Annotated in this window: 17 protein-coding genes and 1 pseudogene; 13 read left to right on the top strand and 5 right to left on the bottom strand. The window is 52.6% G+C overall.

Annotated elements, in window-relative coordinates:
- Positions 1-113: 113 nt before the first annotated feature.
- A complete protein-coding gene (locus CEK71_RS18350; RefSeq protein ID WP_232463686.1) occupies positions 114-4,169 on the top strand; it encodes a non-ribosomal peptide synthetase in 4,056 nt (1,351 codons plus the stop codon).
- Complete coding sequence (locus tag CEK71_RS18345; protein WP_088620739.1) at positions 4,166-9,163, top strand: non-ribosomal peptide synthetase; 4,998 nt, start codon at positions 4,166-4,168, stop codon at positions 9,161-9,163. Before CEK71_RS18350 ends, CEK71_RS18345 begins: the two co-directional genes overlap by 4 nt.
- A gap of 484 nt (positions 9,164-9,647) precedes the next feature.
- Here CEK71_RS18345 and CEK71_RS18335 read toward each other — a convergent pair whose 3' ends face one another.
- Positions 9,648-10,175, bottom strand: coding sequence for a hypothetical protein (locus tag CEK71_RS18335; RefSeq protein WP_088620737.1), 528 nt, complete (start codon positions 10,173-10,175; stop codon positions 9,648-9,650).
- Positions 10,176-10,792: 617 nt separating this feature from the next.
- Positions 10,793-11,320: a hypothetical protein gene (locus CEK71_RS18330; RefSeq protein ID WP_088620736.1), complete on the bottom strand. Its 528-nt coding sequence runs from the start codon at positions 11,318-11,320 to the stop codon at positions 10,793-10,795.
- 645 nt (positions 11,321-11,965) lie between these two features.
- Between CEK71_RS18330 and CEK71_RS23725 the strand changes: the two genes are divergently transcribed.
- The 3 genes from CEK71_RS23725 to CEK71_RS18320 all read left to right on the top strand — a co-directional run bounded on the left by CEK71_RS23725 (position 11,966) and on the right by CEK71_RS18320 (position 14,032).
- Positions 11,966-12,217 carry a transposase gene (locus tag CEK71_RS23725; RefSeq protein ID WP_232463685.1) on the top strand — a complete coding sequence of 84 codons (252 nt, stop codon included), beginning with the start codon at positions 11,966-11,968 and terminating at the stop codon, positions 12,215-12,217.
- A gap of 69 nt (positions 12,218-12,286) precedes the next feature.
- Positions 12,287-12,901 (top strand): TetR/AcrR family transcriptional regulator, encoded by a 615-nt coding sequence (locus CEK71_RS18325; RefSeq protein WP_088620735.1) that lies wholly within the window; start codon positions 12,287-12,289, stop codon positions 12,899-12,901.
- A 12-nt stretch (positions 12,902-12,913) separates the two neighbouring features.
- On the top strand, positions 12,914-14,032 hold the full coding sequence (locus tag CEK71_RS18320; RefSeq protein WP_088620734.1) for a methyltransferase: 1,119 nt from the start codon (positions 12,914-12,916) through the stop codon (positions 14,030-14,032).
- A 188-nt stretch (positions 14,033-14,220) separates the two neighbouring features.
- Here the strand turns inward: CEK71_RS18320 and CEK71_RS18315 are convergent, their stop codons facing one another.
- Positions 14,221-15,408 carry an HPP family protein gene (locus tag CEK71_RS18315; RefSeq protein ID WP_088620733.1) on the bottom strand — a complete coding sequence of 396 codons (1,188 nt, stop codon included), beginning with the start codon at positions 15,406-15,408 and terminating at the stop codon, positions 14,221-14,223.
- A gap of 266 nt (positions 15,409-15,674) precedes the next feature.
- Here CEK71_RS18315 and CEK71_RS18310 point away from each other — a divergent pair, with 266 nt between their 5' ends.
- The 8 genes and pseudogenes from CEK71_RS18310 to dnaE all read left to right on the top strand — a co-directional run bounded on the left by CEK71_RS18310 (position 15,675) and on the right by dnaE (position 23,018).
- Positions 15,675-16,319, top strand: coding sequence for a helix-turn-helix transcriptional regulator (locus CEK71_RS18310; RefSeq protein ID WP_088620732.1), 645 nt, complete (start codon positions 15,675-15,677; stop codon positions 16,317-16,319).
- Between the two features lie 265 nt (positions 16,320-16,584).
- The gene (locus tag CEK71_RS24195; protein WP_157679400.1) at positions 16,585-16,761 is read left to right on the top strand and encodes a helix-turn-helix domain-containing protein; all 177 of its coding nucleotides are present in this window, start codon (positions 16,585-16,587) and stop codon (positions 16,759-16,761) included.
- A complete protein-coding gene (locus tag CEK71_RS18300) occupies positions 16,746-17,513 on the top strand; it encodes an IS630 family transposase (RefSeq protein WP_332455544.1) in 768 nt (255 codons plus the stop codon). The genes CEK71_RS24195 and CEK71_RS18300 overlap by 16 nt, the downstream gene beginning before the upstream one ends.
- Before the next feature lie 46 nt (positions 17,514-17,559).
- The gene (locus CEK71_RS23295) at positions 17,560-18,177 is read left to right on the top strand and encodes an ISAs1 family transposase (RefSeq protein WP_198328315.1); all 618 of its coding nucleotides are present in this window, start codon (positions 17,560-17,562) and stop codon (positions 18,175-18,177) included.
- A complete protein-coding gene (locus tag CEK71_RS23290) occupies positions 18,134-18,550 on the top strand; it encodes an ISAs1 family transposase (protein WP_198328314.1) in 417 nt (138 codons plus the stop codon). Before CEK71_RS23295 ends, CEK71_RS23290 begins: the two co-directional genes overlap by 44 nt.
- Positions 18,551-18,722: 172 nt before the next feature.
- Positions 18,723-18,851 (top strand): annotated as a pseudogene (locus CEK71_RS24345) (IS701 family transposase); the annotation flags it as partial.
- A 134-nt stretch (positions 18,852-18,985) separates the two neighbouring features.
- Entirely contained in the window at positions 18,986-19,384 is a 399-nt protein-coding gene (locus CEK71_RS18285) for a bacteriohemerythrin (RefSeq protein WP_088620728.1), read from the top strand.
- Positions 19,385-19,532: 148 nt separating this feature from the next.
- A complete protein-coding gene (dnaE, locus tag CEK71_RS18280; RefSeq protein WP_088620727.1) occupies positions 19,533-23,018 on the top strand; it encodes a DNA polymerase III subunit alpha in 3,486 nt (1,161 codons plus the stop codon).
- Between the two features lie 241 nt (positions 23,019-23,259).
- On the opposite strand, the gene CEK71_RS18275 is transcribed toward dnaE, so the two are convergent.
- Together CEK71_RS18275 and CEK71_RS18270 are read right to left on the bottom strand one after the other, a co-directional pair.
- Positions 23,260-25,557, bottom strand: a complete 2,298-nt coding sequence (locus CEK71_RS18275; protein WP_088620726.1) for a hypothetical protein — start codon at positions 25,555-25,557, stop codon at positions 23,260-23,262.
- A gap of 3 nt (positions 25,558-25,560) precedes the next feature.
- Positions 25,561-25,944 carry a hypothetical protein gene (locus tag CEK71_RS18270; RefSeq protein WP_088620725.1) on the bottom strand — a complete coding sequence of 128 codons (384 nt, stop codon included), beginning with the start codon at positions 25,942-25,944 and terminating at the stop codon, positions 25,561-25,563.
- Positions 25,945-25,990: the final 46 nt, after the last annotated feature.

Here is a 25,990-nt window from a genome sequence, read left to right as displayed (position 1 = left end):
TGAAAAGCGGAATAAACCTTGGAGCGCGGGCATCTTGCCCGCAAGAGGCGGGCAAGATGCCCGCGCTCCAAGAGCGAAACGGTTTTATTGCAAAATTATGGCATGAAAATAGAATGATACGCCCGCGCCAGGACAGCCACCAACAACCCGTACCGCTGGGCGTGGCCGGGGAAATCCACATCGGCGGCATCCAAGTGGCGCGGGGCTATCTGAACCGCCCGGCACTGACCGCCGAACGCTTCATCACCGACCCGTTCCGCAAAGACGGCAGTGGCCGCCTGTACAAAACCGGCGACTTGGGGCGGTGGCTACCCAACGGCAGCATCGAGTATTTGGGGCGCAACGATTTCCAAGTCAAAATACGCGGCTTGCGTATTGAATTGGGCGAGATTGAAGCCCGCTTATGTCTATGCCCCGGTATCCGCGAGGCCGTGGTCATCGCCAGGGAAGATGTGCCGGGCGATAAGCGCTTGGTCGCCTATCTTATCCCAGAAACAGGCCACACCCCCGACCCGGGCGAGTTGCGCCGCCAACTGGCCGGGCAATTGGCGGACTATATGTTACCCGCCGCCTTCGTCACGCTGGAACAGTTCCCGCTCAGCACCAACGGCAAGCTTGACCGTAAAGCCTTGCCTGCGCCGGACGGCAAGCATCTGCGGACAAATAGGCCGTATACGCCACCCCGCACCCACGATGAAGAGGTGTTGGCGGCGATTTGGGCGCAAATTCTGGGACTGGAGCAAGTCGGCATTGATGATGGGTTTTTCGATTTAGGCGGCGATTCCCTACGCACCATCCAAGTCCTCAATCTGGCTAAGCAACGCGGGTTGACGTTTTCTTTGGCGGAACTCTACCAGCATAACAGCATCCGCGCCTTGCTTGCCAATGTACGCGGCGACACGGTTAGCCACGCGCCTGTAATAGCGCCGTTTGCCTTACTGACAGCGGCTGACCGCCAGCTCTTACCCGCCCATGTTGAAGATGCCTATCCGCTGACGGCCTTGCAAGCCGGTATGGTTTACCACAGCGGTATGGACAGCAAAGCTTACCATCTGGTGGACTCCATCGTTTTGCAATGCCCTTGGAATAGCGAGGTGTTTAATCAGGTCATCCGCCAAGTCTGCGCCCGGCATCCGGTGTTACGGACAGCCATTGTTATAGGTCAGTTTAGTGAGCCGTTACAATGGGTGTTTGCCGAAGGTCAGACCGCCATTCCGGTCGGTTTTGACGATTGGAGCGGCTTTCCCGACACCTACCAGCAGCATTTGCTTGATGCGTGGTTAGCGATTGAAAAACAGCAAGTGTTCACGCTGAGCCAAGCGCCTTTAGCGCGTATCCATATCCATAAACTCAGCGCCACAACCTTTCATTTTGCCTTAACCGAACACCATGTAATTTTGGATGGTTGGAGTGTGGTCAGTTTATTGAATGAAATCTTCACCTGCTATTTGGCGGCACTGAAAGCAGAGCCGCTAGCCATTACCGCCCCTGCCAATGTCCTGCGCGATTTGGTGGTCTGCGAGCGGCAAGCCCTGCAAGCCGCCGCCACCCGGCAGTATTGGCAGCGGCAAGTGGCGGCTATGCCTGACGGGGAGTTACCCGTCTGTGTGCAGGCCTCGCCGCCGCCAGAGGCCGTCAAGCTGACGGTGCGCTTAACACCCGCGCTGGCCCAAGGTTTACAGGCACTGGCAAGGTCGCTCAGTGTACCGCTAAAAACGGTGTTGTTGACCGCCCACCTCAAAGTGTTGGCGATGCTGTACGGTAAGCAACAGGTCACGACGGGGCTAGTCTGTAGTATCCGCGCGGAAGTGGCCGATGCGGATCGGGCATTGGGGGTGTTTTTAAACACCTTGCCGTTGGTGACGGGGCTTAAACCTAGCAGTTGGCGGGAGCTGGCCGTTCAGGTGTTCACTGCCGAACGGGAATTATTGCAGCATCGGTTTTATCCGTTGGCAGAAATCCAACGTACCCATCAGCGGCCCTTGTTCGGGACGATGTTCCATTACTTGCACTATCATGTCGCTAAGGATTTGGCGCAATCTGAGGATCTGCAAGTATTGGCATGGGATGATTTTGCCCCCACCTTAACGCCTTTACTGGTGGCTTTTCAGCAAGACATCGTCGGTCAGCAGCTCAGCCTCAGCCTTTTTGCCGACCAAAACCGCTTCACGGCGGCACAGGCCGGACAGATAGCGGGGTATTTCCTGAACATATTGACCGATATGGCCGACAACCCGTGGTCTAGCCATACCCGCCAAAGCTTCTTAAGCCCAGAAGAACAGCACAACTTACTTACCCTAGCGAAAGGCACTGCTATTAATGATCCACAATCCGCCTGCCTGCCGCTGTTGTTTGAGCAGCAAGCCGCGCAAAGGCCCGATGATGTCGCCGTCAGTTGTGCAGGCCAAACCCTTCGTTATGGCGAACTCAACCGCCGCGCCAATCGGCTGGCCCACCGCCTGCTTAGCTTAGGTGTCCGCCCCGAAGACCGGGTGGCGGTCTATGCCGGGCGCAGTGTGGCTATGGTCGTCAGCCTATTAGCCATCCTGAAGGCAGGCGGGGCTTATCTGCCGCTAGACCCCAGCCTCCCTGCCCAACGGCTGGCGTACTTGCTGCAAGACAGCCAAGCGGTCTTGGTGTTGGCGCAAGCGGAATTACTGTCCGGCTTGCCAACTACGACGACCTTAGTGCCGCTACTGGCCTTGGATGCGGCGGGCAGGGTAGGGGGACTGGCCGATTATCCGGCGCATAACCCAGCACTGCCGCTGACGGGCGGGCATCTGGCCTATATCATGTATACCTCCGGCTCTACCGGACAACCGAAAGGGGTTATGGTAAACCATGGTAATGTCGTTAATTTAATCAACATGACCGACTACGCGCCGATCACGCCACAAGATTGTGTCGCCCATTGCGCCAACCCGGCTTTTGACGCGTCAACTTGGGAGATTTGGGCGGCGTTGCTCAATGGCGCAAGACTGGCGATAATCGCCCAAGATGTGGTTTTGCAGGCCCCTGATTTCAATAACACCCTGATTAACGAAGGCGTAACCGCCTTATGGTTAACGGCTGGGCTGTTCCATCAATACCTTGACGTGCTGACCCCGGCTTTTGCGCGGTTAAGCTACCTGTTGGTCGGCGGTGATGTCGTCGATCCCCAGGCCGTCAGCCGTTTATTGGCAAGCGGCACTGGCCCTGCGCACTTGATTAATGGTTATGGCCCGACCGAAACCACCACCTTTGCCAGCACTTATCAGATAACGGCGGCCACGGCGGGTACGCCCATACCGATAGGCCGCCCTATCGCCAACTGCCACATCGTTATTTTGGATGCCAATCTGCACCCTGTGCCGCAAGGGGTCACGGGCGAGTTGTATATCGGCGGGGCGGGGGTCGCCAGAGCTTATCTCAACCGCCCCGACTTGACCGCCGAACGCTTCATTGCCGACCCTTATAGCCGCACTCCCCATGCCCGGCTCTATAAAACCGGCGATTTAGGCCGCTGGTTGCCGGACGGTAACATCGCCTATAGTGGCCGTGACGATAGGCAAGTCAAAATCCGGGGCTTCCGTGTCGAATTGGACGAAATTGCCGCCCAGCTCAGCCAGCTTCCCAATGTACAGGCGGCGGTGGTCAGCGTGCGTGAAGACAGCGTGGGCGACAAACGCCTAGTGGCCTATATTATTCCCGAATCAGGCTACGGACTTAACAGTGCCGACTTGCGCCAACAGCTCGCCGCGCAACTGGCCGACTATATGCTGCCCAGCGCCTTTGTGGTATTGGATGCCTTCCCGCTCACCGCCAACGGCAAACTCGACCGTCAAGCCTTACCGCCACCGGATGTCGCCGAACAACTGCAACACCGCTATGCCGAACCGCGCACCCCCACGGAGCAAACCTTGGCGGCAATGTGGGCGCAACTGCTGAATGTCCAACGGGTCGGCATTAATGACAGCTTTATCGAGCTGGGCGGGCATTCCTTGATTGCCACCCAATTGATGAGCCGGGTAGGTCTGGCCTTCGCCATTAACTTGCCCTTAAAAACCTTGTTCGAGGCCAATACGGTGGCCCAATTGGCTGAACAAGTCGATCTGGCGGTCTGGCTCAACAGCCAAACCCGTTTGCCAAACGCGGCAAGCGATGTCGAATATGAGGATATAGAACTATGATGTTAACGGAATTGCTGGGCAGCTTACGCGCCTTAAATGTCCAGTTGTTTGTCGAAAATGGGCAGTTAAGGTGTAAGGCTCCTAAAGATACGCTAACAGATACCCTGAAAACCCAGCTAAAAGACCGAAAAGCCGAGTTAATCGCCTTGCTGGCTAAGGACGGGCAGGGCAATGGCCGGATAACGCCCATCGCGCGTACCGTCCGCATCCCTTTATCTTACGCCCAACAACGGCTCTGGTTTTTAGACCAATTAGAACCGGGCAGTGGGTTTTATACTATCCCGATGGCCTTGCACCTGACCGGCCTATTGCACTCCGTGGCGTTAAGCCAAGCCATTAACGAAATTGTCCGCCGCCATGAAATATTGCGCACCCGCTTTGTCACTGTTGATGGCCAAGCGGAGCAACAGATTGCCGCCAGCCTGAGCATACCCGTACGCAGTGTGGACTTGTCGCACTTGCCAGACCCTACTAAGCAAACGCTGGCTGAGCGACTGTGCCGACAGGAAGCCGTTAGCCCTTTCGATTTGGCAAACGGGCCTTTACTACGGGTATGTCTGATCGGTTTGGGTACAACCGAAGCCTTGCTGCTGGTCAACCTACACCATATCATCACCGACGGTTGGTCAGCCACTATCCTGACCCGCGAATTTGCCGCCCTGTATCAGGCTTACCGTAGCGGCCAGCCGTCGCCCTTGCCGGAACTGGCTATCCAGTATGCCGACTTTGCCTATTGGCAACGGCAATGGCTGGATGGGGCGGTTCTGCAACGGCAAACCGACTACTGGCGGCAACAATTGGCCGGGCTACCCGCATTGCTGGAATTGCCCACCGACCAGCCCCGGCCAGCGGTGCTGGGTCATCAGGGGGCGAACCAACACTTTAGCTTACCGCCCGCCCTCGCGGCGGCTTGTCATCGGCTGAGCCGCGAGTCCCAAACCACGTTGTTCGTCACCCTATTGACGGCCTTTAGCATTTTGCTGGCCCGCTACAGTAACCAGAACGATTTGGCTATCGGTACGCCGATAGCCAACCGCCAGCAATTGGCGACCGAAAACCTGATCGGCTTTTTCGTCAACACCTTGGTGCTACGCGCCGATTTGTCAGGTAACCCCACGTTTAAAGCATTGCTCAGCCGCCTCAATAATACGGTACAGGCGGCGCAAGACCATCAGGACTTGCCGTTTGAACACTTGGTCGGACTGTTGCAGCCGGAACGCCATTTAGGCCACAGCCCCTTGTTCCAAGTCCTGTTCAGTTTGCAAAACAGCACCAAACAGCCCCTGCCGCCCTTAGCGGGTTTGACCATCAGCGGTGTGGAGAGTGCGGGTGTCAGCGCTAAATTCGAGTTGAGCTTACATATCAGCCAAGCTGCCGACGATGGCCTAAGCGGCCTGATCGAATACAATACCGCGCTGTTCGGTGCTGCCACCATTGCCCGTATGGCGCAACACTTTCTGAACCTATTGCAGGGCATTATCGGCCATCCTAAGCGTCCTGTTATGCAGTTGCCGCTGTTAAGTGACGGTGAACGCCAGCAACTATTACGCGGTTTTAATCCGCCCCGCACCGACTATCCCCAACACCTGTGCATCCACCAGCGGTTTGAGCAGCAAGCCGCGCAAATCCCCGCCGCCATTGCCCTGATTTGTGCAGGCCAACACCTGAGCTATGCCGAACTTAACCGCCAAGCCAACCGCCTCGCCCATCGCCTGATCGCCCTGGGTATCCGGCCCGATGACCGGGTCGCGCTCTGTGCCGAACGCAGTCTGGCGATGGTGGTGGCGATTATCGCCATCCTGAAGGCGGGCGGCGGCTATGTGCCGCTAGATCCCAGTGACCCAGACCAACGCTTGGCCTATCTGCTCACCGATAGCCAGCCCTTGGTGATACTGAGCCACAGCGCCCTGCAACCGCGCTTGCAGGCGTTGTTGCCCAGCCCTGTGCCTAGCCTTGCCCTGGACGGGCCGACTGCCGAAGCCGATCCGAATACGCCTGACACTAACCCGCATATCGAGGGTTTAACCAGCCAGCATCTGGCTTATATCATGTACACCTCAGGCTCGACCGGGCAAGCGAAGGGCGTGATGGTTGAACACCGCAATGTCATTAACTTGGCCATTAACAACTATGCGCCGATTACGCCTAACGATTGCTTAGCCCATTGCGCGAATCCAGCTTTTGACGCGTCGACTTGGGAAATCTGGGCCGCGTTACTGAATGGGGCGCGTGTAGTGCTGGTGCCGCCTGCCGTGGTCTTAGAGGCCGGACTGCTCAGAAATACCCTGATGGAAAATGGCGTAACGGCGTTATGGCTGACGGTCGGCTTGTTCAGGCAGTATTGTGCCGAACTTAAGCCCGCATTCCACCAATTGACGTATTTGCTCATCGGCGGCGATGTGGTCGACCCCGGCACAGCCGCCAGCCTGTTGGCCAGCGATGACCGCCCCCAACACCTGCTAAATGGCTATGGCCCTACCGAAACCACGACCTTTGCCAGCACCTTTACCATCAGTGCGGCCAGCCCCGGACAGCCCATCCCCATAGGCCGTCCCATCGCCAATAGCCAAATTTATATTTTAGACAACGAGATGCAGCCCGTCCCCCTAGGCGTGGCAGGGGAAATCCATATCGGCGGAGCAGGGGTGGCACGGGGCTATTTGCACCGCCCGGAACTGACCGCCGAACGCTTTATCGCCAACCCGTTCGGGTCTGGTGACAGCCAATCTGACCGCCTCTATAAAACGGGCGATAGGGGTAAATGGGTGCCGGACGGCACTATCGCTTATCTGGGGCGTAATGATGCGCAAGTCAAAATCCGGGGCTTCCGTATTGAGCTGGGCGAGATTGAAGCAGCTCTGTGCCGCTGCCCAGGCGTGCGTGAAGCGGCGGTTATCGCGCGTGAGGACAATCTGGGGGAGAAGCGTTTGGTCGCCTACCTGCTTGCCGAACCCGGCCACACCCTAAGCCCCGCCGAGCTACGCCGCCAACTCGCCGCACAGTTGCCGGATTATAGCCTGCCCAGTGTTTTCGTCACCTTAGAACAATTTCCGCTGACCGCCAACGGCAAGCTGGCCCGTAAGGCCTTGCCCGCCCCTGACGGCAGCAGCACCGTCACGCAGGACTATGAAGCCCCGCAAGGCGATACCGAGATAACAGTCGCCCGCCTCTGGCAAGACTTGTTGCAAGTAGACAAGGTAGGGCGGCACGATGATTTTTTTGCTTTGGGCGGCCATTCGTTATTGGCGGTACAACTGATGTCGCGGTTACGGCAAAGTTTAGCGGTGGATATTCCTGTCCGTAACCTATTTGCCCATCCGGTACTGGCGGCATTTGCGGCCGCTATCAGCACTGAGCGGCCAGCGGCCAGCAACTTAGTTCCCATTAGCCCGACAGGCAACGCCCATCCGCTGTTTTTAATCCACCCCGGCAAAGGCGAGATTAACTATGCGCGGGAACTGGCGCAGTGGCTGGATGCCGACATCCCAGTTTATGGCTTGGCCGCCAGCGGCTTTGGTGTAGGCGAAAGCCCTTTACCGACCGTCGAAGCCATGGCCGCCTGTTATATCCGCGCCATCCGCAAGGTTCAGCCATTCGGTCCCTACCGGATTGCCGGCTGGTCGGCGGGTGGGATCATCGCCTATGAAATCGCCAACCAACTGCTAGGGGCAGACCAAACAGTGGAATTTGTCGGCCTGCTGGATACGGCATATTACGACGGCCCAGAGCGCCACAGCACGGACAGCGAATTTTTGCTGGAGTTGCTGGCATTTGATGCGCCGCCCGCCCTTAATAGCCAATTACAGCCATTAATGCTTAGCACTGATTTGGACGGGCTGCTGGATTATTGCCGAAACGCCGATTTTCTGCCTAAGGACATAGACAACGCCACCGCCAAACGCTGGCTAGCCGTGTACAAAGCCATTAGCCAAGCCATTAGCGCGTATTGCCTTTATCCCCCGTCTTTTCCGGTGACTTTGTTCGCCGCCCAAGACAACCCCGCCTGTGCCGCCATAAGCCAAGCATGGCAAAACTTCATTGGCGAACCGCTAACCATTATCCCTGTAGCAGGCAATCATCTGTCGATGATGGTACCGCCGCATAGCCAGCCACTGGCGAAAGCCTTAAGCCAAGCCTTGCAAAAACCGCTAAGCCAAACCCTACCCGAAAGCCGTTATATACCGACAATTATGATCCAAAGCGGTTTAACCAAAGCCCCGCCGCTGTTTTGTGTACCGGGGGCTGGAGCTAGCGTCACGGCATTTTATGCACTGAGCCTAGCGCTAGACCCGAATCTACCGATTTATGGGCTACAGCCGCGTGGCTTAGAAGGTTGTTTAACACCGCATAGCGATGTGGCCGCCGCCGCTGCGGCCTATATCAAAGCCATGCGTGCCATAACCCCCGGCCCCTACCGTTTGCTGGGGCATTCCTTTGGCGGCTGGGTCGCTTTTGAAATGGCCGTGCAACTCATCCAACAGGGGGCGGACATTACCGCCCTGATCCTGTTGGACAGCGAAGTGCCGACAACGCCAGATGCACTCATAAGCCGCCATAACCGCATTGACATGTTAATGGCTTTGGTAGGATTATTTGAATTAAGCAGCCAGCAACCGCTAGGGTTGAGCGCGGGCGATTTTGTGCCGCTGGCTAAATACGCCCAACTTACCCTGTTGCTGGAACGCTTAATTGCCGTCAAACTGATGCCGCCGAGAACCTCCCTGCAAACCTTGCACGGTATCGTCCGGGTGTTTGCCAGCAATTGGCAGACACCCTACACACCTGAGCAACCCTATTTAGGGCCATTGCATGTGTTCAACGTCGCCGAGGCCGGGCAAGATAGCACTGCCGACGCTAGCGGCCAGCGTCTGCGCTTATGGCAACAATACGCCCCCAACGCGGCGCTAAGCCTAAGCCCCGGCAACCATATCAGTATGCTCACCGCTCCGCACGTTTCACATTTAGCGCAACAGCTAAGGCCTTTGTTAAGATAGGCGGGAAGGCGCATAAAATAAAGCTAAAGACTGTCGTTGTAGGTCGGGCACGCGGTTTTGCCCGACAGGAGCCGTGCGGTTTGCCATACCCTTTGTTTATGCCATTGCCCTTTAAACCTTAAGGGGGTAGGAGTGTTTACTTCTCTTCTGGCGGAAGGGGTAAATGTCCGGCAAAACCGCGTGCCCGACCTACGCGGCTTAGCTTTAACGTTATCGGCGCGGGTTTGGAAAAGGGGGCGGTTTTTGGGGTTTTTAATAAAATCAAACAGTTACGGCAAACAAAGAAAAACCGCTCATGATATTGATTTATAAGTGAAAATAAGTTTTTAGGTTAAGCGAGTCCTCCGCTCCGGTCTATGCCAACCAAAAAGTGGCTGGATAAACCTTGTCCATGTCCTATGCCGTTCCGACAACAACCGCTATAAAAAAGGGTAACAGCCCTAAGGCAGTTACCCTCAAACGGCTACAGACCGCTAATCAGCGCTTACTGGGCGCAATCGAAAGAGGTGCCGTAAACCGTGTCGCGGCTACCTGCGCCACAGACGAATTTTTCATGGAAATGCAGTTCAGGATAACCTGCTTTCTTGATTTCCCCGAAGACGATGTAGCCATAAGCGCCCGCTGACGGGAAAGTGAAGCTGGAGGTCAGACCAGGCGCACCATCGATATCCGTTTGGGTATAGGCGGTCAGAGCCGGAAAAATGTGGATAATAGGCGAGTTAAAGTCTTCTTTTTTCAGCTTTACGGGGATGGTGATCAGTTCGATCTTATCGCCGGCAGACACATCCAAAAAGACCGATGAATCGATATCGCCAATAACGGTTTCGTGGGCGGCATAAAAATCATTGCCGTTAGGTTGGCCATGAATGACCGGTTCAACATGCGAACCGACGCCAATAATGTAGCCGTTGCTCAAGAAACGTAGTTCGTGGGCTTGGGCAGTGCAAGACAAGGCGCTGATTGCTGCCGCTATAGCCAACAAAGACCATTTTTGACGACTTGATTTAATCATATTTATTTCTCCAGATAGTTATAAAAAAGTGTATTACGCTTGCACCAGCGAAGCCGTTTTTTACCGAGGCTATGCCATATACAAACTAAGCTGACAAGAAAAATTCTTGTGTTCAGAAACCCGTCAATAATGGGTTTCTTATAGCCATAATGCACAGGCTATGCCAAAAAATGGCGTTTATGCCTGCCGCTATAATTTAACTTATTGATTTAATTATCTGATTTAAGTTATTGAAGGAGAGGGGCGTTTTTATTATCGGTCTTATTTAGGATAAAAAAATAAAAATAATAGGTGAGGTCAATAGCTCGGTGATTAAATAAAAAAATCTGTAGCAAAGACAAAAAAACGCGCGTTTCTATAATAAAGAATGGCTAAAATGTGTGATTTGCCCTACTTTATCTATTGTTTAAAAACCGAAGGCCTTATTCTGCGTGGCTTGCAAGCTTAGTAAGGTATATGGCCCTATAGGTGTAAGGGATATGCCACAAAGAACGGCGTTTGTTGGGGTATAGCGGCAATATTTCCTACCCAAAAACGGAGATAAACCCGCCGCCATGAAAAAGGGGTAACAGCCCGTCGGCTGTTACCCCAATTATCTATAAACCGCTAATCAGCGCTTACTGGGCGCACTCGAAAGAGGTGCCGTAAACCGTGTCGCGGCTACCTGCGCCACAGACGAATTTTTCACCGAAAAAGAGGGTAGGGTAGCCCACTTTTTTTATTTCGCCGAATACGATGTAGCCATAAGTACCCGCTGTCGGGAATGTGAAGCTGGCAGTCAGGCCTGGGGCATCATCAATAGTCGTTTGGCTATAGGCGGTCAACGCCGGGAAGATTTGGGTGATAGGTGCGTTATAGTCTTCTGTGCTCAGCTTTACGGGAACCGTGATCAATTCTATGGTATCGCCAGCAGACACATCCAAAAAGACCGATGAATTTATGTCGCCAATGACGGTTTCGTGGGCGGCATAAAAATCATTGCCGTTAGTTTGGCCATGAATGACCGGTTCAACATGCGAACCGACACCAATGATGTAGCCATTGCTCAAGAAACGCAATTCGTGGGCTTGGGCAGTGAAAGAAAAGGCGCTGATTGCTGCCGCTACAGCCAACAAAGATAGTTTTTGGCGACTCAATTTGATCATGTTTATTTCTCCAAGTTTTTATATAAAACAATATTTCGCTTGGCAAAGCCAATATTTTTTACGGAAGCTATGGCTTATGCAAGCTAAGGTCACAAGAAAAATCTCTTGTGGTAAGAAAACGGCAAAACCGATTTCTTACTGTCATATTGCATAAGCTATGCCAAAAAAATGGCTTGTCTAACTGCCCCAATAATTTAACGCATTGATTTTATGCAATGATTTAAATCATTGATACAACTGATGATTTTTATTATTGATACTATTTTTAATAAAAACCAAAAATAGTAGGTGAGGTAAATTACGGAAGCCCAGGCAAAAAAATAGCCAGAAAAAATACAAAAAAAGCGCGTTTCCATAACAAAAAAAATCGAAAGTGTGTCATTTGACCTGATTTATATTTTTTTTAAAAACTTTATGCCTTATTCTGCGCGGCTTCCAAGGCGGGTAGGGAATATGGCACTATTAGCATAAGGGATATGCCACAAGGCGAAGGCCTATTGTTTGCGGGGATGAGATAGGGTTTACTCAATGATCAGGTTTGTTGGCGTTCGTTTTCGGAAGGACTCTGGGTCTTGGGTTCCGTGCCATGCCGTTAATAACGAGTGGCTCAATATGTGTTTTGAGGTCTTTTGCTAAAATGGCCGAATGGAAACCTCAATCATCATAATCAAACAACTAGCCAGTAAAGCCCACTGTTACCCGACCATCCGGCCGTTACGTTGGGCAGGTGGTATCACCTGCCCGCATTGCGGCGGCGCGGCACGGCGGCGACGGAAAAACCGCCCGCCTTCGGCAGGGTCTAACGCACGGAGGAAGCCGTCATCAGGATGCCCGACAACGCATAACAGGCCGCTATCAAACCCTCCCATTGTCAATCAAACCAGCAAATTTGATTGACGAAATGTCTGGCGGCATCAACATGCCGCTGATAACCTAACCTTTTCTATCGGCTATTTGGAAAAGGCAATGACCACCAACCCTGACGTAACTCCTGATCCCGTGCGCGAGCGTTTGCTCAAAGCGGCCCTCGACAGCTTCCTTTCCGATGACTACCACAAGGTTACGACCCGTCTGATTGCCGAAAAAGCCGATGCCAACGTATCGATGATCCGTTACTATTTTGGCAATAAGGAAGGTTTGTATGAAGAGATGATCCGCAACACGCTAAATCCCTTGCTTAAGGTGTTGGACGGGCAGATGCTGGACACTGTTGATGGGTTTAAGGACTTTTTCTTGCTGTATTACCGGACGATGGCGGAACAGCCCGAATTTCCCAAGCTCATCTTGAAGGTTTTGGCGCTTAACCAAGGGCCAGGCCGCCATTTTATCCACCAATTATTGGAGCGGGGGCGGACGCGCGGCACCAAAAAAGTGACGCAATGGCAGGCAGACGGCCAAGCCTTGCCGGATTTGGACCCTGATATGGTTCGGATGGCATTTGTCAGTCTGGCGATGATGCCGATACTGCTGAAAGATTTTTTTGAGGCGCAGGGCAAAGTCATGGACAGTGCGTTTTTTGGCCAATTGGCCGCGTTCAACGGCCAGTTATTGGCATCTGGCTTGGTAGTCAGAGCAGAATAGGAAGGGTTTGTCATGCCATTACAGAAAAATCCGGGCGCGGTCCGCCGTTTTGCCAAGCTGATGCAGTTTGCCGCTTGGTTGCAGTCCATCCCCAATAAACTCACCCCGCCACCGTTCCGGCTGATACAAATCGGGTCGGCGTTTTGGCAGTCCCGGGCGCTGCATGTCGCTGTCCGCTTAGATATAGCGTCCGTTCTGGCGGATAAAACCCTCTCCGCCGCAGCCATAGCGGCACACATCGGCGCATCGGCGGATGCCGTCCACCGTTTGTTACGGATGCTTTCGGCAATGGGTATCTTTACAGAACAGCCCCCGGGTTCGTTCAGGAACAACCGGCTTTCCGCTTACTTGCGCGAAGATAACCCCCAAAACGTCCGCGCGATGATCTTGATGCACAACTCGCCAGAAATGAGCGTGCCCTGGTATGAGCAATTGGAACAGGGCATGCGTAATGATGAAGTGCCGTTTCAGCTCGCCCACGGTGACACGCTGTATGGCTATATGGATAGCCACGCCGAATTCGACCGGCTGTTTACCCGTGCCATGGCCAGTGTGGAGGCGTTGACGGGCGACAGCTTTGCCACGGATTTCGATTGGCGCCAATTTGACCGGGTCATTGATGTGGGCGGTTCGCAGGGCAACAAATCCGTGGCCTTATTGAAGCGGCATCCGCATTTGTCGGCATTGGTGTTTGACCGTAGCCAGGTGATCCAAGCGGCGGCAAACCACTGGGCGGAGCAAGCCCCGCCCAGCTTGCTTGCCCGCTTGGCTTTTCAGGCCGGGGACTTGCTGGAATCGGTCCCAAGCGCAAACAATGACCGGGACATCTATTTGTTAAGTGCTGTCCTGCACGGCATGGATGACGGGGCTTGTGTCAAAGCGTTGGGCAATCTGGCTTCCGCCTGTGCAGGCACTGGCGCCCGTATTGCGCTGTTGGAATGGGTGGTTGCAAAAAACCAAGCCGACTTTGCCAGCGCCGCTTTTGATATGCAGATGTTTATGGCGACACGGGGCAGGGAAAGGACGCTGGCACAGTGGCGGCACCTTTTTGGGCAATCTGGCTTGGCGCTAGAAGAAGTGGTTGGACTGCAATCCATCGGCAAGCTCCTGGTATTGAAACCGCAAGGCTGATCCCGCCATAGACCTAGTAAGATGATTAAGCCGTTTACATTAGCCTACATCCACAAGCCATTTATTATCTCGGTTATCAAGGTTGTCATGCTCATTAATGGCTTACTGCACATTTCAGGAACGGGGAACGGCATCAGCACGAAATGGGCGGCATCAATAAAAAACGCCGCCCTTTGTCCGGTGCGGGCCTAAATGCCCACGGGTTGGTTTTTCGCATAATCGTGGCTTTTGTTATAAAGGGCGGCAATTAAATTGGCCTGATACACCATGCCCACCAGACGATTTTCGTCATTTACAATCGGAACTTGCCGATAACCTTGATCTGCCATCAAAGGGATCAGTTCGGCGATATGGCTATTTTCCGGCATGACACTAACAGGGCTAGCCATGATATGGCCGACCGCTTCCGGTTTTTCGGTGGTGACATCCGGCGTACGACGGACAAAAGCCTTGAATTTTTCCGCAAACGTTTCATTGGCTTCCACGTCAACGAATTTAAAAAAATCATTCCAAGTGATAATGCCAATGACACGGTGGGCACGGTCAATAACAGGCAAGGCGTTAAGCTTGCCGTCGTGCATGGTTTTCCAGGCTTCTTGGACTTCTGTCCCATATTCAACCGTCAGAATAGGTTTAACCATAATATCCGCACAGCTGATGTTGCCTTGGTAACGTTTGAAGCTTTGCATCTGGGCATCGGTAAGCAGTTTGCTCAAATCCCCCGCCGAAACATCCATAAACCTATCCATATTCTCCAACGCCAATTCCACATCCTGTGCAGAAATGCCGGTGCGTTGGGAAGGCTGGATAAGGGTGCTGTGTCCGCGCTTGTTCTTGTCAGCTAAAGGGATGGCTGTAGGGTATCCGTAACGCAATATCCAGCGGTTGATGGCAACCGCCATAAACAACATGACCGCCACATTAACGCCCACAGGCATCAAGACAAAACTGTAATCCAGCAAATGGTCAGGGGCGCTGCTAATGACAGGTGTCAGTGCCGTGGCCGCGCCCGGAGGATGCAGGCAACGCAGCAACAGCATGGCAAGGATGCTGGCTCCGACCGCACAGCCCGATGCCAAGACGGTATCGGCAATCATTTGGGCACAAGCGACGCCAATGGCTGCCGAAACCAGTTGCCCGCCAACCAATGGCCACGGTGCCGCAAGCGGGCTGCTAGGCAAAATAAACAGGATGACGACGGAAGCGCCCATCGAGGCGACTATAATCGGGTAAGCGGAACCAACCCCGACTTTTTGGGTGACCCATGCGATCACTAAAATAGCAATGAAACTGGCAAGTACAGAAAGCAATTTGCCTTTGATGCTTAAATTGACCGGATCAACGGTGATGAACTGAAAAAATGGCTTAATATCCATCTTAGAGAAACCTGTTGTTCAGAGTGGGAAAATCCAAAAGGCATCTATTCATAAAGCGTTTTACCCGTAGTTGCGCCCTTATGGTTTTGGGTATTGGCCATCATGGCATTTTCAGGGTTATAGCCAAATGGGTTCGGCTACGCGAAAAATGATAACAAACAAAAATAACTTATACAATATATTTATGTTATATGGTTTATTACTGTTTAATGTACGATTTTTTTGTTATTCTTTATCCATTTAGCGGATGGGCATAAAGCACTTATATGGTTGACAAGATCAAATCCCGACAACATGAAATCCTTACCTTATTGCTGGAAAACAAGGCAGGGCTGAGCATTGACGAAATCGCCACGGCCTTAGACATCTCCAGGAACGCCGTACAGCAACATTTCGCCACGCTACAAAAAAACGGTTACATACAAACCGGCGGGATCCATAAAACCTCAGGCCGTCCAGTCCGTAGCTTTATTTTGACCGAAGCGGGCATCAACAGCTTTCCCAAGCAATACGCTTGGTTTTCCGAATTGCTTCTTCGCAACCTCAAAGACGAAATGGGTTCCGAAGCTTTACAGCGTTATCTGCATAAGTTGGCGGTCCATTTGTCGCAAAGCCTGTTGCCCCAGTTTGTCGGCAAACAACCGGACGAAAAACTGGAGGGTTTGCTAAAAATAATGGCGCAACTGGGTTTCCAGGCAAAAGCCATCAAAAATATAGATAACAATGAACGGACTATTGAAGCCTGCAATTGCGTCTATCATGACCTGGCACAAAAACATGAAGAAGTTTGTGAATTTGACCGGACGTTGATTTCGTCTTTACTGGAAAGTGAGATAGAACATACCGAGTGCATGGCCAAAGGCGGTGTTGTTTGTAGCTTTAAAATCACCAACAAAGGAGAAAAACCATGATTGAAGAATCTTTATAAACCTTAACCATGCCGAAAACAGTAACTTCTATTTGACAAGCAATCACGCGAAACAAGGAGTTTTGCATGGGATTCCGGGTGGCAAAAAACGGGTATTGGCCGTATCATGCAGCGTTTTAAAAACACTCCCCCATCCGTTTTGAAACCTGTTAAAAGTAAGTTATGACAAATGGGGCCAGTCACCCGAATTTTTAAGGGATCTGGCAGTCAACGGCGACCACCCGCGCACCCGTGAGCGTTTTTTTGCCTTGTTCGAGATCTGCGGCGGCAAGAGCGCGAGCCAAGTCGGGCGCGAAACCGGAAGGAACCACCAGACCGTGATGGATTGGGTGCGGCGATATAACAAAAAGGGGCATGAAAGCCTGTTTTATCTGCATACAGGCGGAAACCTCCCCCTTTTTGCCGGAAAATCACCGACGGATTAGCAGGTCTGATTCACCAAAGCCTCCAATCGGCGGCGGAGCCGCCGCAAGCCCAAACCGAAGCCGCTTTCATGCCCCGCTGGACGTTAAAACGGCTGGTGGAGTGGGTCAAAAAAACCCACAGTGTCAGCTGTTGCCGTGAGAGTACCAGGAACGCCCTGAAAGATATGGGTTTTTCTTGGAAGAAATGGCGCAAACTCCTGAACAAGGCCGACCCGGAACGGCGGGAGGCCTTCATCGCCCCGCTCCAAGAACGGCTGGCGGCGGCCACCGCAGGCAAGACCCAGATCGTCTATCTGGACGAGGCCCATATCCATCTGGACACCGACGAAGGCTACGGTTGGACGGTCAAAGGCGAACGCGCTTGGGTCAGTTCCAGTTCGCCGGGGCTGGCGAAAGTGTCGTTTTTCGGGGTGTATCTCTACAACCGCGCCCAAGTGCGGCTCTTCCCCGCCACCAAAGCCAACGGGGACGCGACAGTGGAAGTCCTCCGGCAGATCAGGGCGTGCTTTGCCGCCACCGACCACATCACCCTCATTTGGGACAACGCCCCCTACCACCGCAGCCGCCAAGTCAAACAGGCGGCGCAGGAACTGGGCATCACCCTGATGCCGTTGCCGCCCTACAGCCCCGACTTCATGCCCGTCGAACATGTGTGGCAATGGTTCCGCGAGGATGTCACCTACCACGCCTGTTACGACGACGAAAGCAAACTGATCGCCCAGGCTAGGGCAATCGCATTAAAATTCTGTTGACACAAGGGTAGAATAGTGGATTTTAAGGCATTTTATCCTGGATTTTATGGAAACCATCCCTACCGCGCCAACCGCCTCAATCATCAAACACTTTGCCGACATCCCCGACCCCCGGATTGACAGGCGGAAGCGGCATAAACTCAGCGACATTTTTTTCATCACCTTATGCGCCGTGATTTGCGGCGCGGATGATTGGGTTGCCATCGAAACGTTCGGGAAGGCGAAGGAGGCCTGGTTCACCGAAGTGCTGGGTTTGGCAAACGGCATCCCTTCGCACGACACTTTCGGCAATGTGTTTACGGTTATCGACACGCAAAAATTCAGCGAATGCTTCAGCCGTTGGGCATCCGATTTGGCGGAACTCAGCGGTGGCGAAGTCATAGCCATTGACGGCAAATGCCTACGCCGCAGTTTGGACACGGCTTCGGACAAAGCAGCCATTTATAGGGTCAGTGCTTGGGCGACCCATAACCAACTGGTGCTGGGGCAGCAAAAGGTGGACGACAAGTCCAATGAAATCACCGCCATCCCCAAGCTGTTGTTGCAAGTGGACATTACCGGGGCAGTGGTGACGCTTGACGCTATACCCACACGGGGCACTAGTGGGTTGCCAAACCAAAGTGGCGAAGCAAATCGTCGCCCAAGGCGCGGATTACCTCCTTAGCCTAAAGGGCAACCAGGGCGGCCTGCATGAGGATGTCAAACTGTTTTTTGAATCCGAAAACACCCGCCCCGCCGTGGGCCACGAGGAGCATGACGGCGGGCACGGGCGGATTGAGACCCGCACCGTACGGGCGGCTTCCGACATCGCTTGGCTACAGGAACGGCATCCCGAATGGGACAAGCTTACGAGCATCGTGGCGGTGACCGCCAAGCGCGAACAAAAGGGGAAAATCACGGAAGAGACCCGTTACTTTATCAGCAGCATGGACGCATCCGACCCTAAGAGACTGGGGCAAGTTGTCCGTGCGCATTGGGGCATAGAAAACAATTTGCATTGGGTTCTTGATTATGCGTTTAATAGACATCTTTCCTAAATATTGCTGACTATATAAACGTTGACAGGTTAAAATACCAAGCTTTATCCTGACCCACCAAAAAGCCATGAAACCGTATGCCCAGCTACCCACCGACAACCCCGAAGAATACAAACGCCTTGTCGGGTTGTCAAAAGAAGATTTCCAGCACCTCAACAGCAAGCTGTGCGTTTACATCGGCTTCAAGCTCGAATGCCTGAAGATAAAACATAAAACCAATCATTTCGCTATGCGGGCCAAGCTGTTCGTCAAGGCCAACCAAATGGCTTATGAAGAGTTGCAAAAACTAAGGGCTGCGTAACATCAGTTATTAAGAAAATTTGTTGGCCTCAGCCCTTATGGGTCTTCATAAAAAACCCTTCTTGACGTATGGTTAAATTTAAACCATAATAAAAATGTGGTAATAACTAGAATTAACCCATGAGGAGAACAAAGATGACACTAATCACTTGGACGGCAGAACAATACGGCACTAATGTAGGTTTTGCCGATGAAGAGCACCAAATTTTGTTTGATAAACTCAATAATTTATACAGCTTGGCGACAGGCGGGGCGGAACGTTCGGCGATAGGGGCGCAGTTAGACGACCTGATCGCTTATGTGGTCGGACATTTTGCCCATGAAGAACAAGAAATGCAGGCGAAAGGTTTCGCCAATTTTGCTAACCACAAAGCGGAACATGAGGCATTGATCGGCATTTGCGCCGATTTGCAGAAAAAATTCCATGCCGGCGAAGCCGATGTGACCGATGCGGTCGGACAGATGGTCAAAGGTTGGCTGGATAGCCATATCCCCACGTTCGATAAAGCCTATGCAGGCGCGTTAAACAGTTAAACGCGGCTCCCTCCTTACGCAAAATCTAAAGACAGGCTTTATGCCTGTCTTTTTTTTGCCTGCGGTTTGGTTTCGGGTGGTTTAGCCCTACTGATATAAGGCCAACGTATTATAATGGTGGCCTTTGTTCATTTGACTGTATACCGACATGCACCCGGCTTTTGTCCATCTTAGACTCCACACCGAATTTTCGCTGGTAGACGGCATTGTTAAGATCAAGCCGCTGGTTAAGAGGCTGGCGGAATTGAACATGCCTGCCATTGCCCTGACTGAAAACGGCAATTTATTTTCCTTGGTTAAATTTTATAAGGCGGCGATGGGGCAGGGCGTTAAGCCGATTGCCGGGGCGGATGTGTGGGTGTTTAACCCCGAAGAGCCCGCCGCGCCGTTCCGTTTGACCTTGTTGGTCAATCGGCAGCAGGGCTATGTGACCCTGACCGAGTTGATTTCTAGGGGCTATCAGGAAGGCCAGCACTTAGGCGTGCCGATGGTGCAGAAAGAGTGGATAGAAGCCAATCACGACGGATTGATTGCCTTGTCGGGGGCAATGGAGGGTGATATTGGCAAGGCCTTGTTGGCGGAAAATACCGAGGCGGCGCAACGCTTAGCGGCGTATTGGGGCGGCTTGTTCCCGCAACGGTTTTATCTGGAAGTGCAGCGGGTGGGCAAGCCGGATGAAGAGCGTTATATCGCCGCTGCGGTCGATTTGGCGTTGGCGCACGGCTTGCCGGTGGTGGCGACCAATGATGTGCGCTTTTTGCGGAAGGAAGATTTTGCCGCGCATGAAGTGCGGGTCTGTATTAATCAGGGGCGGGTGTTGGATGATACGCGGCGGCCTAAGGATTATACCGAGCAGCAGTATTTGCGCAGCAGTGAGGAAATGCAGGCCTTATTTGCCGATTTGCCGGAAGCCTTGGCGAACACGGTGGAGATTGCCAAGCGTTGCAATATTAAGCTGACCTTGGGCGAAAACTTTCTGCCGGATTTTCCCGTACCGACGGGGATGACGTTGGGCGAGCTGATGGCGGCGGAGGCCAAAAAAGGCTTGGCGGAGCGCTTGCTGCATTATCCGGCGGTAGGGAAGCGGTCGGTGGCGGAAAACGAGCAGGCCTATTATGAGCGCTTGGATATTGAGCTGTCGGTGATTAACGCGATGGGTTTCCCCGGCTATTTTATGATTGTTGCCGACTTTATCCAATGGGCGAAAAACCACCAGATTCCGGTCGGCCCCGGACGGGGTTCGGGTGCGGGTTCTTTGGTGGCTTATGCGTTGAAAATCACCGATTTGGACCCTATCGAATTTGATTTGCTGTTCGAGCGGTTTTTAAATCCAGAGCGGGTGTCCATGCCCGACTTTGATATTGACTTTTGTATGGATCGGCGTGATGAGGTGATTAATTACGTCGCCGAACATTATGGCCGCGACCATGTGGCTCAGATCATCACTTACGGTTCGATGGCCGCCAAGGCGGTTATCCGCGATGTCGGGCGGGTACTGGGCTTTGCGTATGGTTTTGTCGATGGCTTGGCAAAGTTGGTGCCGTTTGAAATCGGCATGACCTTGGATAAGGCTTTAAAAGACAGTCCTGACTTAAAGCAACGTTACGGAGCCGAGGAAGAAGTCAAAGCCCTTATCGATATGGCGTTGTCTTTGGAAGGCACGGTCAGAAACGCGGGTAAGCACGCGGGTGGGGTGGTGATTTCGCCCACCAAGCTGACTGATTTTTCGCCGTTGTATTGCGAAGAGGGCGGCGGCAACTTAGTCACCCAGTTTGATAAAGACGACGTGGAAGCGGTCGGTTTGGTCAAGTTCGACTTTTTGGGTTTGCGCACCCTGACCATTATCGACTGGGCGTTGCAAACCATTAACCGCAAAAAGCAGTTGGCGGGCGAGCCGCTCGTGGACATCACCACCATCCCTAGGGATGATTTGCCTTCGTATGAGCTGTTGAAACAGGGCTTGACCACTGCCGTGTTCCAGTTGGAGTCACGCGGCATGAAAGAGCTGATTAAAAAGCTCAAGCCTGACTGTTTTGACGACATCATCGCGCTGGTGGCTTTATTCAGGCCGGGGCCGCTGGAGTCGGGCATGGTTGATGATTACATCAACGTCAAACACGGCGCCAAAGCCGAATACGCCCACCCGCTCTTAATTCCGATTTTAAAGCCCACTAACGGCGTTATTTTGTATCAGGAGCAGGTGATGCAGATTGCGCGGGAGATGGCGGGGTATACGCTGGGCGGGGCGGATATGCTTCGAAGGGCCATGGGAAAAAAGAAGGCCGAAGAAATGGCGAAGGAACGCGAGAAGTTTACCGTCGGGGCGGTTGCCAATCAAGTCGAGGAAACTATCGCCACTTATATCTTCGACTTGATGGAAAAGTTCGCGGGTTATGGTTTTAACAAATCCCACTCTGCCGCTTACGCGCTGGTCGCTTACCAGACCGCGTGGCTGAAAGCCCATTATCCGGCGGCGTTTATGGCGGCTGTGTTGTCCTCGGATATGGATAACACCGATAAGGTGGTGGTGCTGATTGAAGAGTGCCAGCAAATGAAGCTGAAAATTTGTCCACCGAGCATTAATTTGTCCGAGCATAAATTTACGGTCAATGCTAAGGGGCAAATTGTTTACGGCTTAGGGGCGATTAAGGGTGTGGGTGAAGCGGCGGTTGAGGATGTGATTATCAACGAGCGTAACACTAATGGGCTGTTTACGGGTTTGTATGATTTGTGCAAGCGGGTGGATTTGCGCAAGGTGAACAAGCGGGTGTTGGAGGCCTTGGTAAAGGCGGGCGCGTTTGACGAGTTTAACCCTTGCCGCGCCAGCCATTTTGCCGAATTGCCGACCGCCTTACGCGTTGCCGAACAGCATGGCAAGATGGCGTTGACGGGGCAGAACGATTTGTTCGGTTTAGCGGTGAGCGCCGAGGCAACCGATGCGACGGAAACCTACACCACGCCTGTTGAACCGTGGTCGGAAAAGGCTAAGCTCGATGCCGAAAAAGCCATTTTGGGCTTGTATCTGAGCGGACACCCCATAGACCAATATGCGGTTGAGTTGCGCCAGTTTACCAATGGTACACTGGCGGGAGTGCAGGAGACGGCGGAACGTTCTCGCGGCCCGCTTACCGTACGGATTGCGGGCTTGGTGGTGGATTTGCGGGTACGCCAAACCAAAAGTGGCAAGACGATTGTCTCCGTTATGCTGGATGACCGTACCGCGCGGCTGGAATGCACTTTATTTGGCGAAGTTTACGAGCGTTACCGCGAGGTGGTGCTACGGGATACGTTATTGGTGGTCGAAGGGGCGTTGAGCATGGATTCTTATGCTAACGCCTTACGGATGACTGTCGAAAAAGCCCTTGATATAGGCCAAGCACGGTCGGCTTTTGCCCGGTCATTACAAGTTTACTGGACGGCCGAGGGTGATGACCCTGTGACGGTTACTAAGCTGCTGACGGTGTTGCAGGATTTTAAAGGCGGGCAATGTCCGGTGGAGGTGAATTACCAATCACCCGTGGCTAAGGCGGTATTAAGGTTAGGCGATGACTGGCGCGTCAGCGCGGGCGATGAACTGGTGACGAAGTTACGCGCGGTGTTTGGGCAGGATAAGGTTGAGGTTAAGTATCGGTAAGCGTTGCTTATATACTCTGAACGGTCAAGTTTTCGGTTAATCCGTTCGTGGTGAGCCCGTCGAACCATGGGCGGATTAACCGTCCAGCCTTCGACAGGCTCAGGCCGAACGGTTAATCCTAAAACCGAAAACTTGACCGTTTGAAGTATATGGCCGTCGCTACCCAAACAACACAGGCAACGAAATGCTGAGGCTAACGGCGCAAGGCTAAAGGGCCGCGATGCTTTGCACTCAGGCCGAACTATAGCACCGCCCCCCTAGCCATAGCCAATGCTGCCTTATACAGGCGGTAATCGAATACGCATAAGGCATTTAACTGCTCGAGATGGTCTTCTGAGAAAGCGTCTGTATCAATGGCCTGGGTATTCGGTAAGCTGTCGGGAAATAATGACCTCTCCCAGTCCATCAGGGTGCAGAGCCGGTCAAAAGAGAGCTTTTGTTGCTCGTTGATGCCAATAAAAACAAAATATTGGGCCATATTGCCCAAAGCGGTATTGAGCATGGTTTCTGTGCATTTGCCGAAGGGTGCGTCCAAACCGGAAATGAGACGGGTGTAATAATTGTCCAAGCTTTTGTGTTCGGCTTTAAGGATGGTTGCCATATCACAAGCTTGGTGCATCCGCTCGGCATTTTTCGCAAATAACAGGATGTGCTGTTGCACCCGCCGCAAGGGGTCGCCCAACCAAACCATAAATTCACTGGGGCGGTTTAAAATTTGTTGGCTACCAAAGGTAAACAAACCGTAAATGATATGCTGTTTTAGGTAGGTTTCGCTAAATTCCGCCAAATCGGTGAGATTTTTGGGAAACGGCAAGGTAGGGAAGACCTCCAGCAGGTTGCCATGACTGGCCATGGTTAAATAATGCCGCACAGCGGGGTTAATGCTGAAAGACGGTTCGATAAAAAACCGGATTTTGGTGTTTTGGGGGTTAAGCAACACCTTATCCAAACGCGCTTCTATATAGCGGTAAAAGGCTTTTTTCTCAATGGAATAAGGGTGTTCTATTATTGCTGATGCGGGTTGCTGGGCCGTTTTTAAGGACATCGCCATGCTTTTTTTCCACAAAGTTTTTAACACGGAGCCGGCCCGTTTATCTTTGACGTAGGCTTTCGGCAACAAATAGACGTTAGGGTTAGGGTGGTTATACAGGGTTTCCTCTAAGGCTTGCCGGGCTTCGGCATTACCCAAATGGGCAATGCCCGGTTTACTAAGCAGACCTGACACATACAGCGACCCGGTGGCAAAACTGCCGATGAAAAAATCAATATTGGCGGCGATAAACAATTTTGTCGTGGTGTTTTCATCTATGACCGATAGGGTCAGAATATCGGGATGTAAGCGTTTGCGGATAGCCTCGGCCAGACGGTAGTCGGCTGTCCGGTGGGCTTTTTTCGCACTGGCCGCTAAGATCTGCCCGTCAATGATGACCCCTAAACGGGGGTAACGGGCAATTAATTGGTTCAGGATATAACTATAGCCGTCCACTTGTTCCTGCCAAGCGTTTTTTTGTCCGGCCACACCAATCCAAATTAAAGGATAGCAGTCTTCCATCTGCACGGCTTTGGCTTGTGCCTCATGGCTGACGTGGTTGTTGATCTGTTTAAACAGGTAGCGGTTAACGGCATCGTAATATTTATACAGGCTGCGCTGTTGCGGGGCGTTGCCAATATGGATAAACCAGCGTTGCGTACTGAAAGCCTGCCGGCTCATTTCGCCTGCCCCTAAAACGCTGCTGGGGCAGTTTGGAAATAACAGTTTAAGGTCAATAAAATCTTGGCCTTTGCGCATCACCAGACCGGGAATATGTGGACGCAGTTGCGGGTTTTGGTAGACTGTCAGCAAGGCCGGGAGGATTTCATAATAAAAATGTTCGGGCAGGCTATGGGAAGCGATCAGGCCTGCCAATTTGTTGCTGCCTTGCGCGTAGGCCAGTACCTTATGAAACTCGCCGAGCAGGTGGTTTTGTAAGTGCCTGACTTCGCTGGCTGTGGCTTGGACAAGACAAATTAAGCTATTGCCTTCGGGAAAATACAGGCTATCCGCCGAAGAAACCCCCTGAAGCACAAAAAAGCACTGCTGACCGTCGGTAAAACGTAAATAATTCATCCCGTCTGCTTCATAACTTTCTTGGCAGCTTGCCCGGTTATCCGAAAACGGACTCATCAAGCTGAGGTTGGAGGTCAGGGCAGTCGCCACGCACTGCTCGGCAAAATGCTCATGGCGGCACTGCCCCAGCAAACGCGCCAAGCGGGGTTTGCTAACCGCCAAGTTTTCCGCTTGCATGGCCTCACTGGCTGTCAGCACCGTGGCAGGCACCATGAATGCCCCGCTGTTTTTTTTGGCGGCGGCAAATAAAGTCTTAATGCCTTTGTGGTGCCGGTCGGAAATTTTTTCAGTTTGGTTACTGAAAAAATAATATAAAGCTTCGGCAGCGATCAGTTGCAGGCGTGGGCCATCGGGTAAAGAAATGGCTGGCTTGGGCAAAAAATGGCTGTCAGTAAAGTAGCGGCTGGGCTTGGTAAGGGTTGGGATGGGCATGGTTTAAACCTTGGGTGGCGGCTGACAGGCGTTAACCCCTGCCAGATCGGCCTGATCTAAGCATAGGCCGTAACAAAGCAATTGCCTGTCCCAATCCGTAACCGCCTGATACAAGACCAGCAACTGTGCCAAATTGGCCTTATCGGTTTGCCGGGCTTCATTGGCATTCTGTTGGCTAGCTGATACCATAAACGGCTTAGCGGTTATTCGGGCGATGTTTATAGGCTGTGCAAAAATCTGTTTGTATTGGCTGCGGAACCGATAAAATATCGCTTCGGTGGCAGATGCTTGTAATAATTTCCCATTCTGAAGCTTGGTTAAAGGCCGCGAGGGGAAGGCAAAAAAATTAGCGGATTTAAGGCCTTGGCAGGCATTATTAGCAATCATTAATAAGCTCTGGAGTAAAAAGCGGTTAGGCGTTATTTTAACAAAA

The sequence above is a fragment of the Methylovulum psychrotolerans genome (assembly GCF_002209385.1).
In the GTDB taxonomy this organism is placed as follows: Bacteria; Pseudomonadota; Gammaproteobacteria; order Methylococcales; family Methylomonadaceae; genus Methylovulum; species Methylovulum psychrotolerans.
The sequence above is the reverse complement of the archived record's forward strand: the minus strand, read 5'-3'. Positions and strand labels throughout refer to the sequence as shown.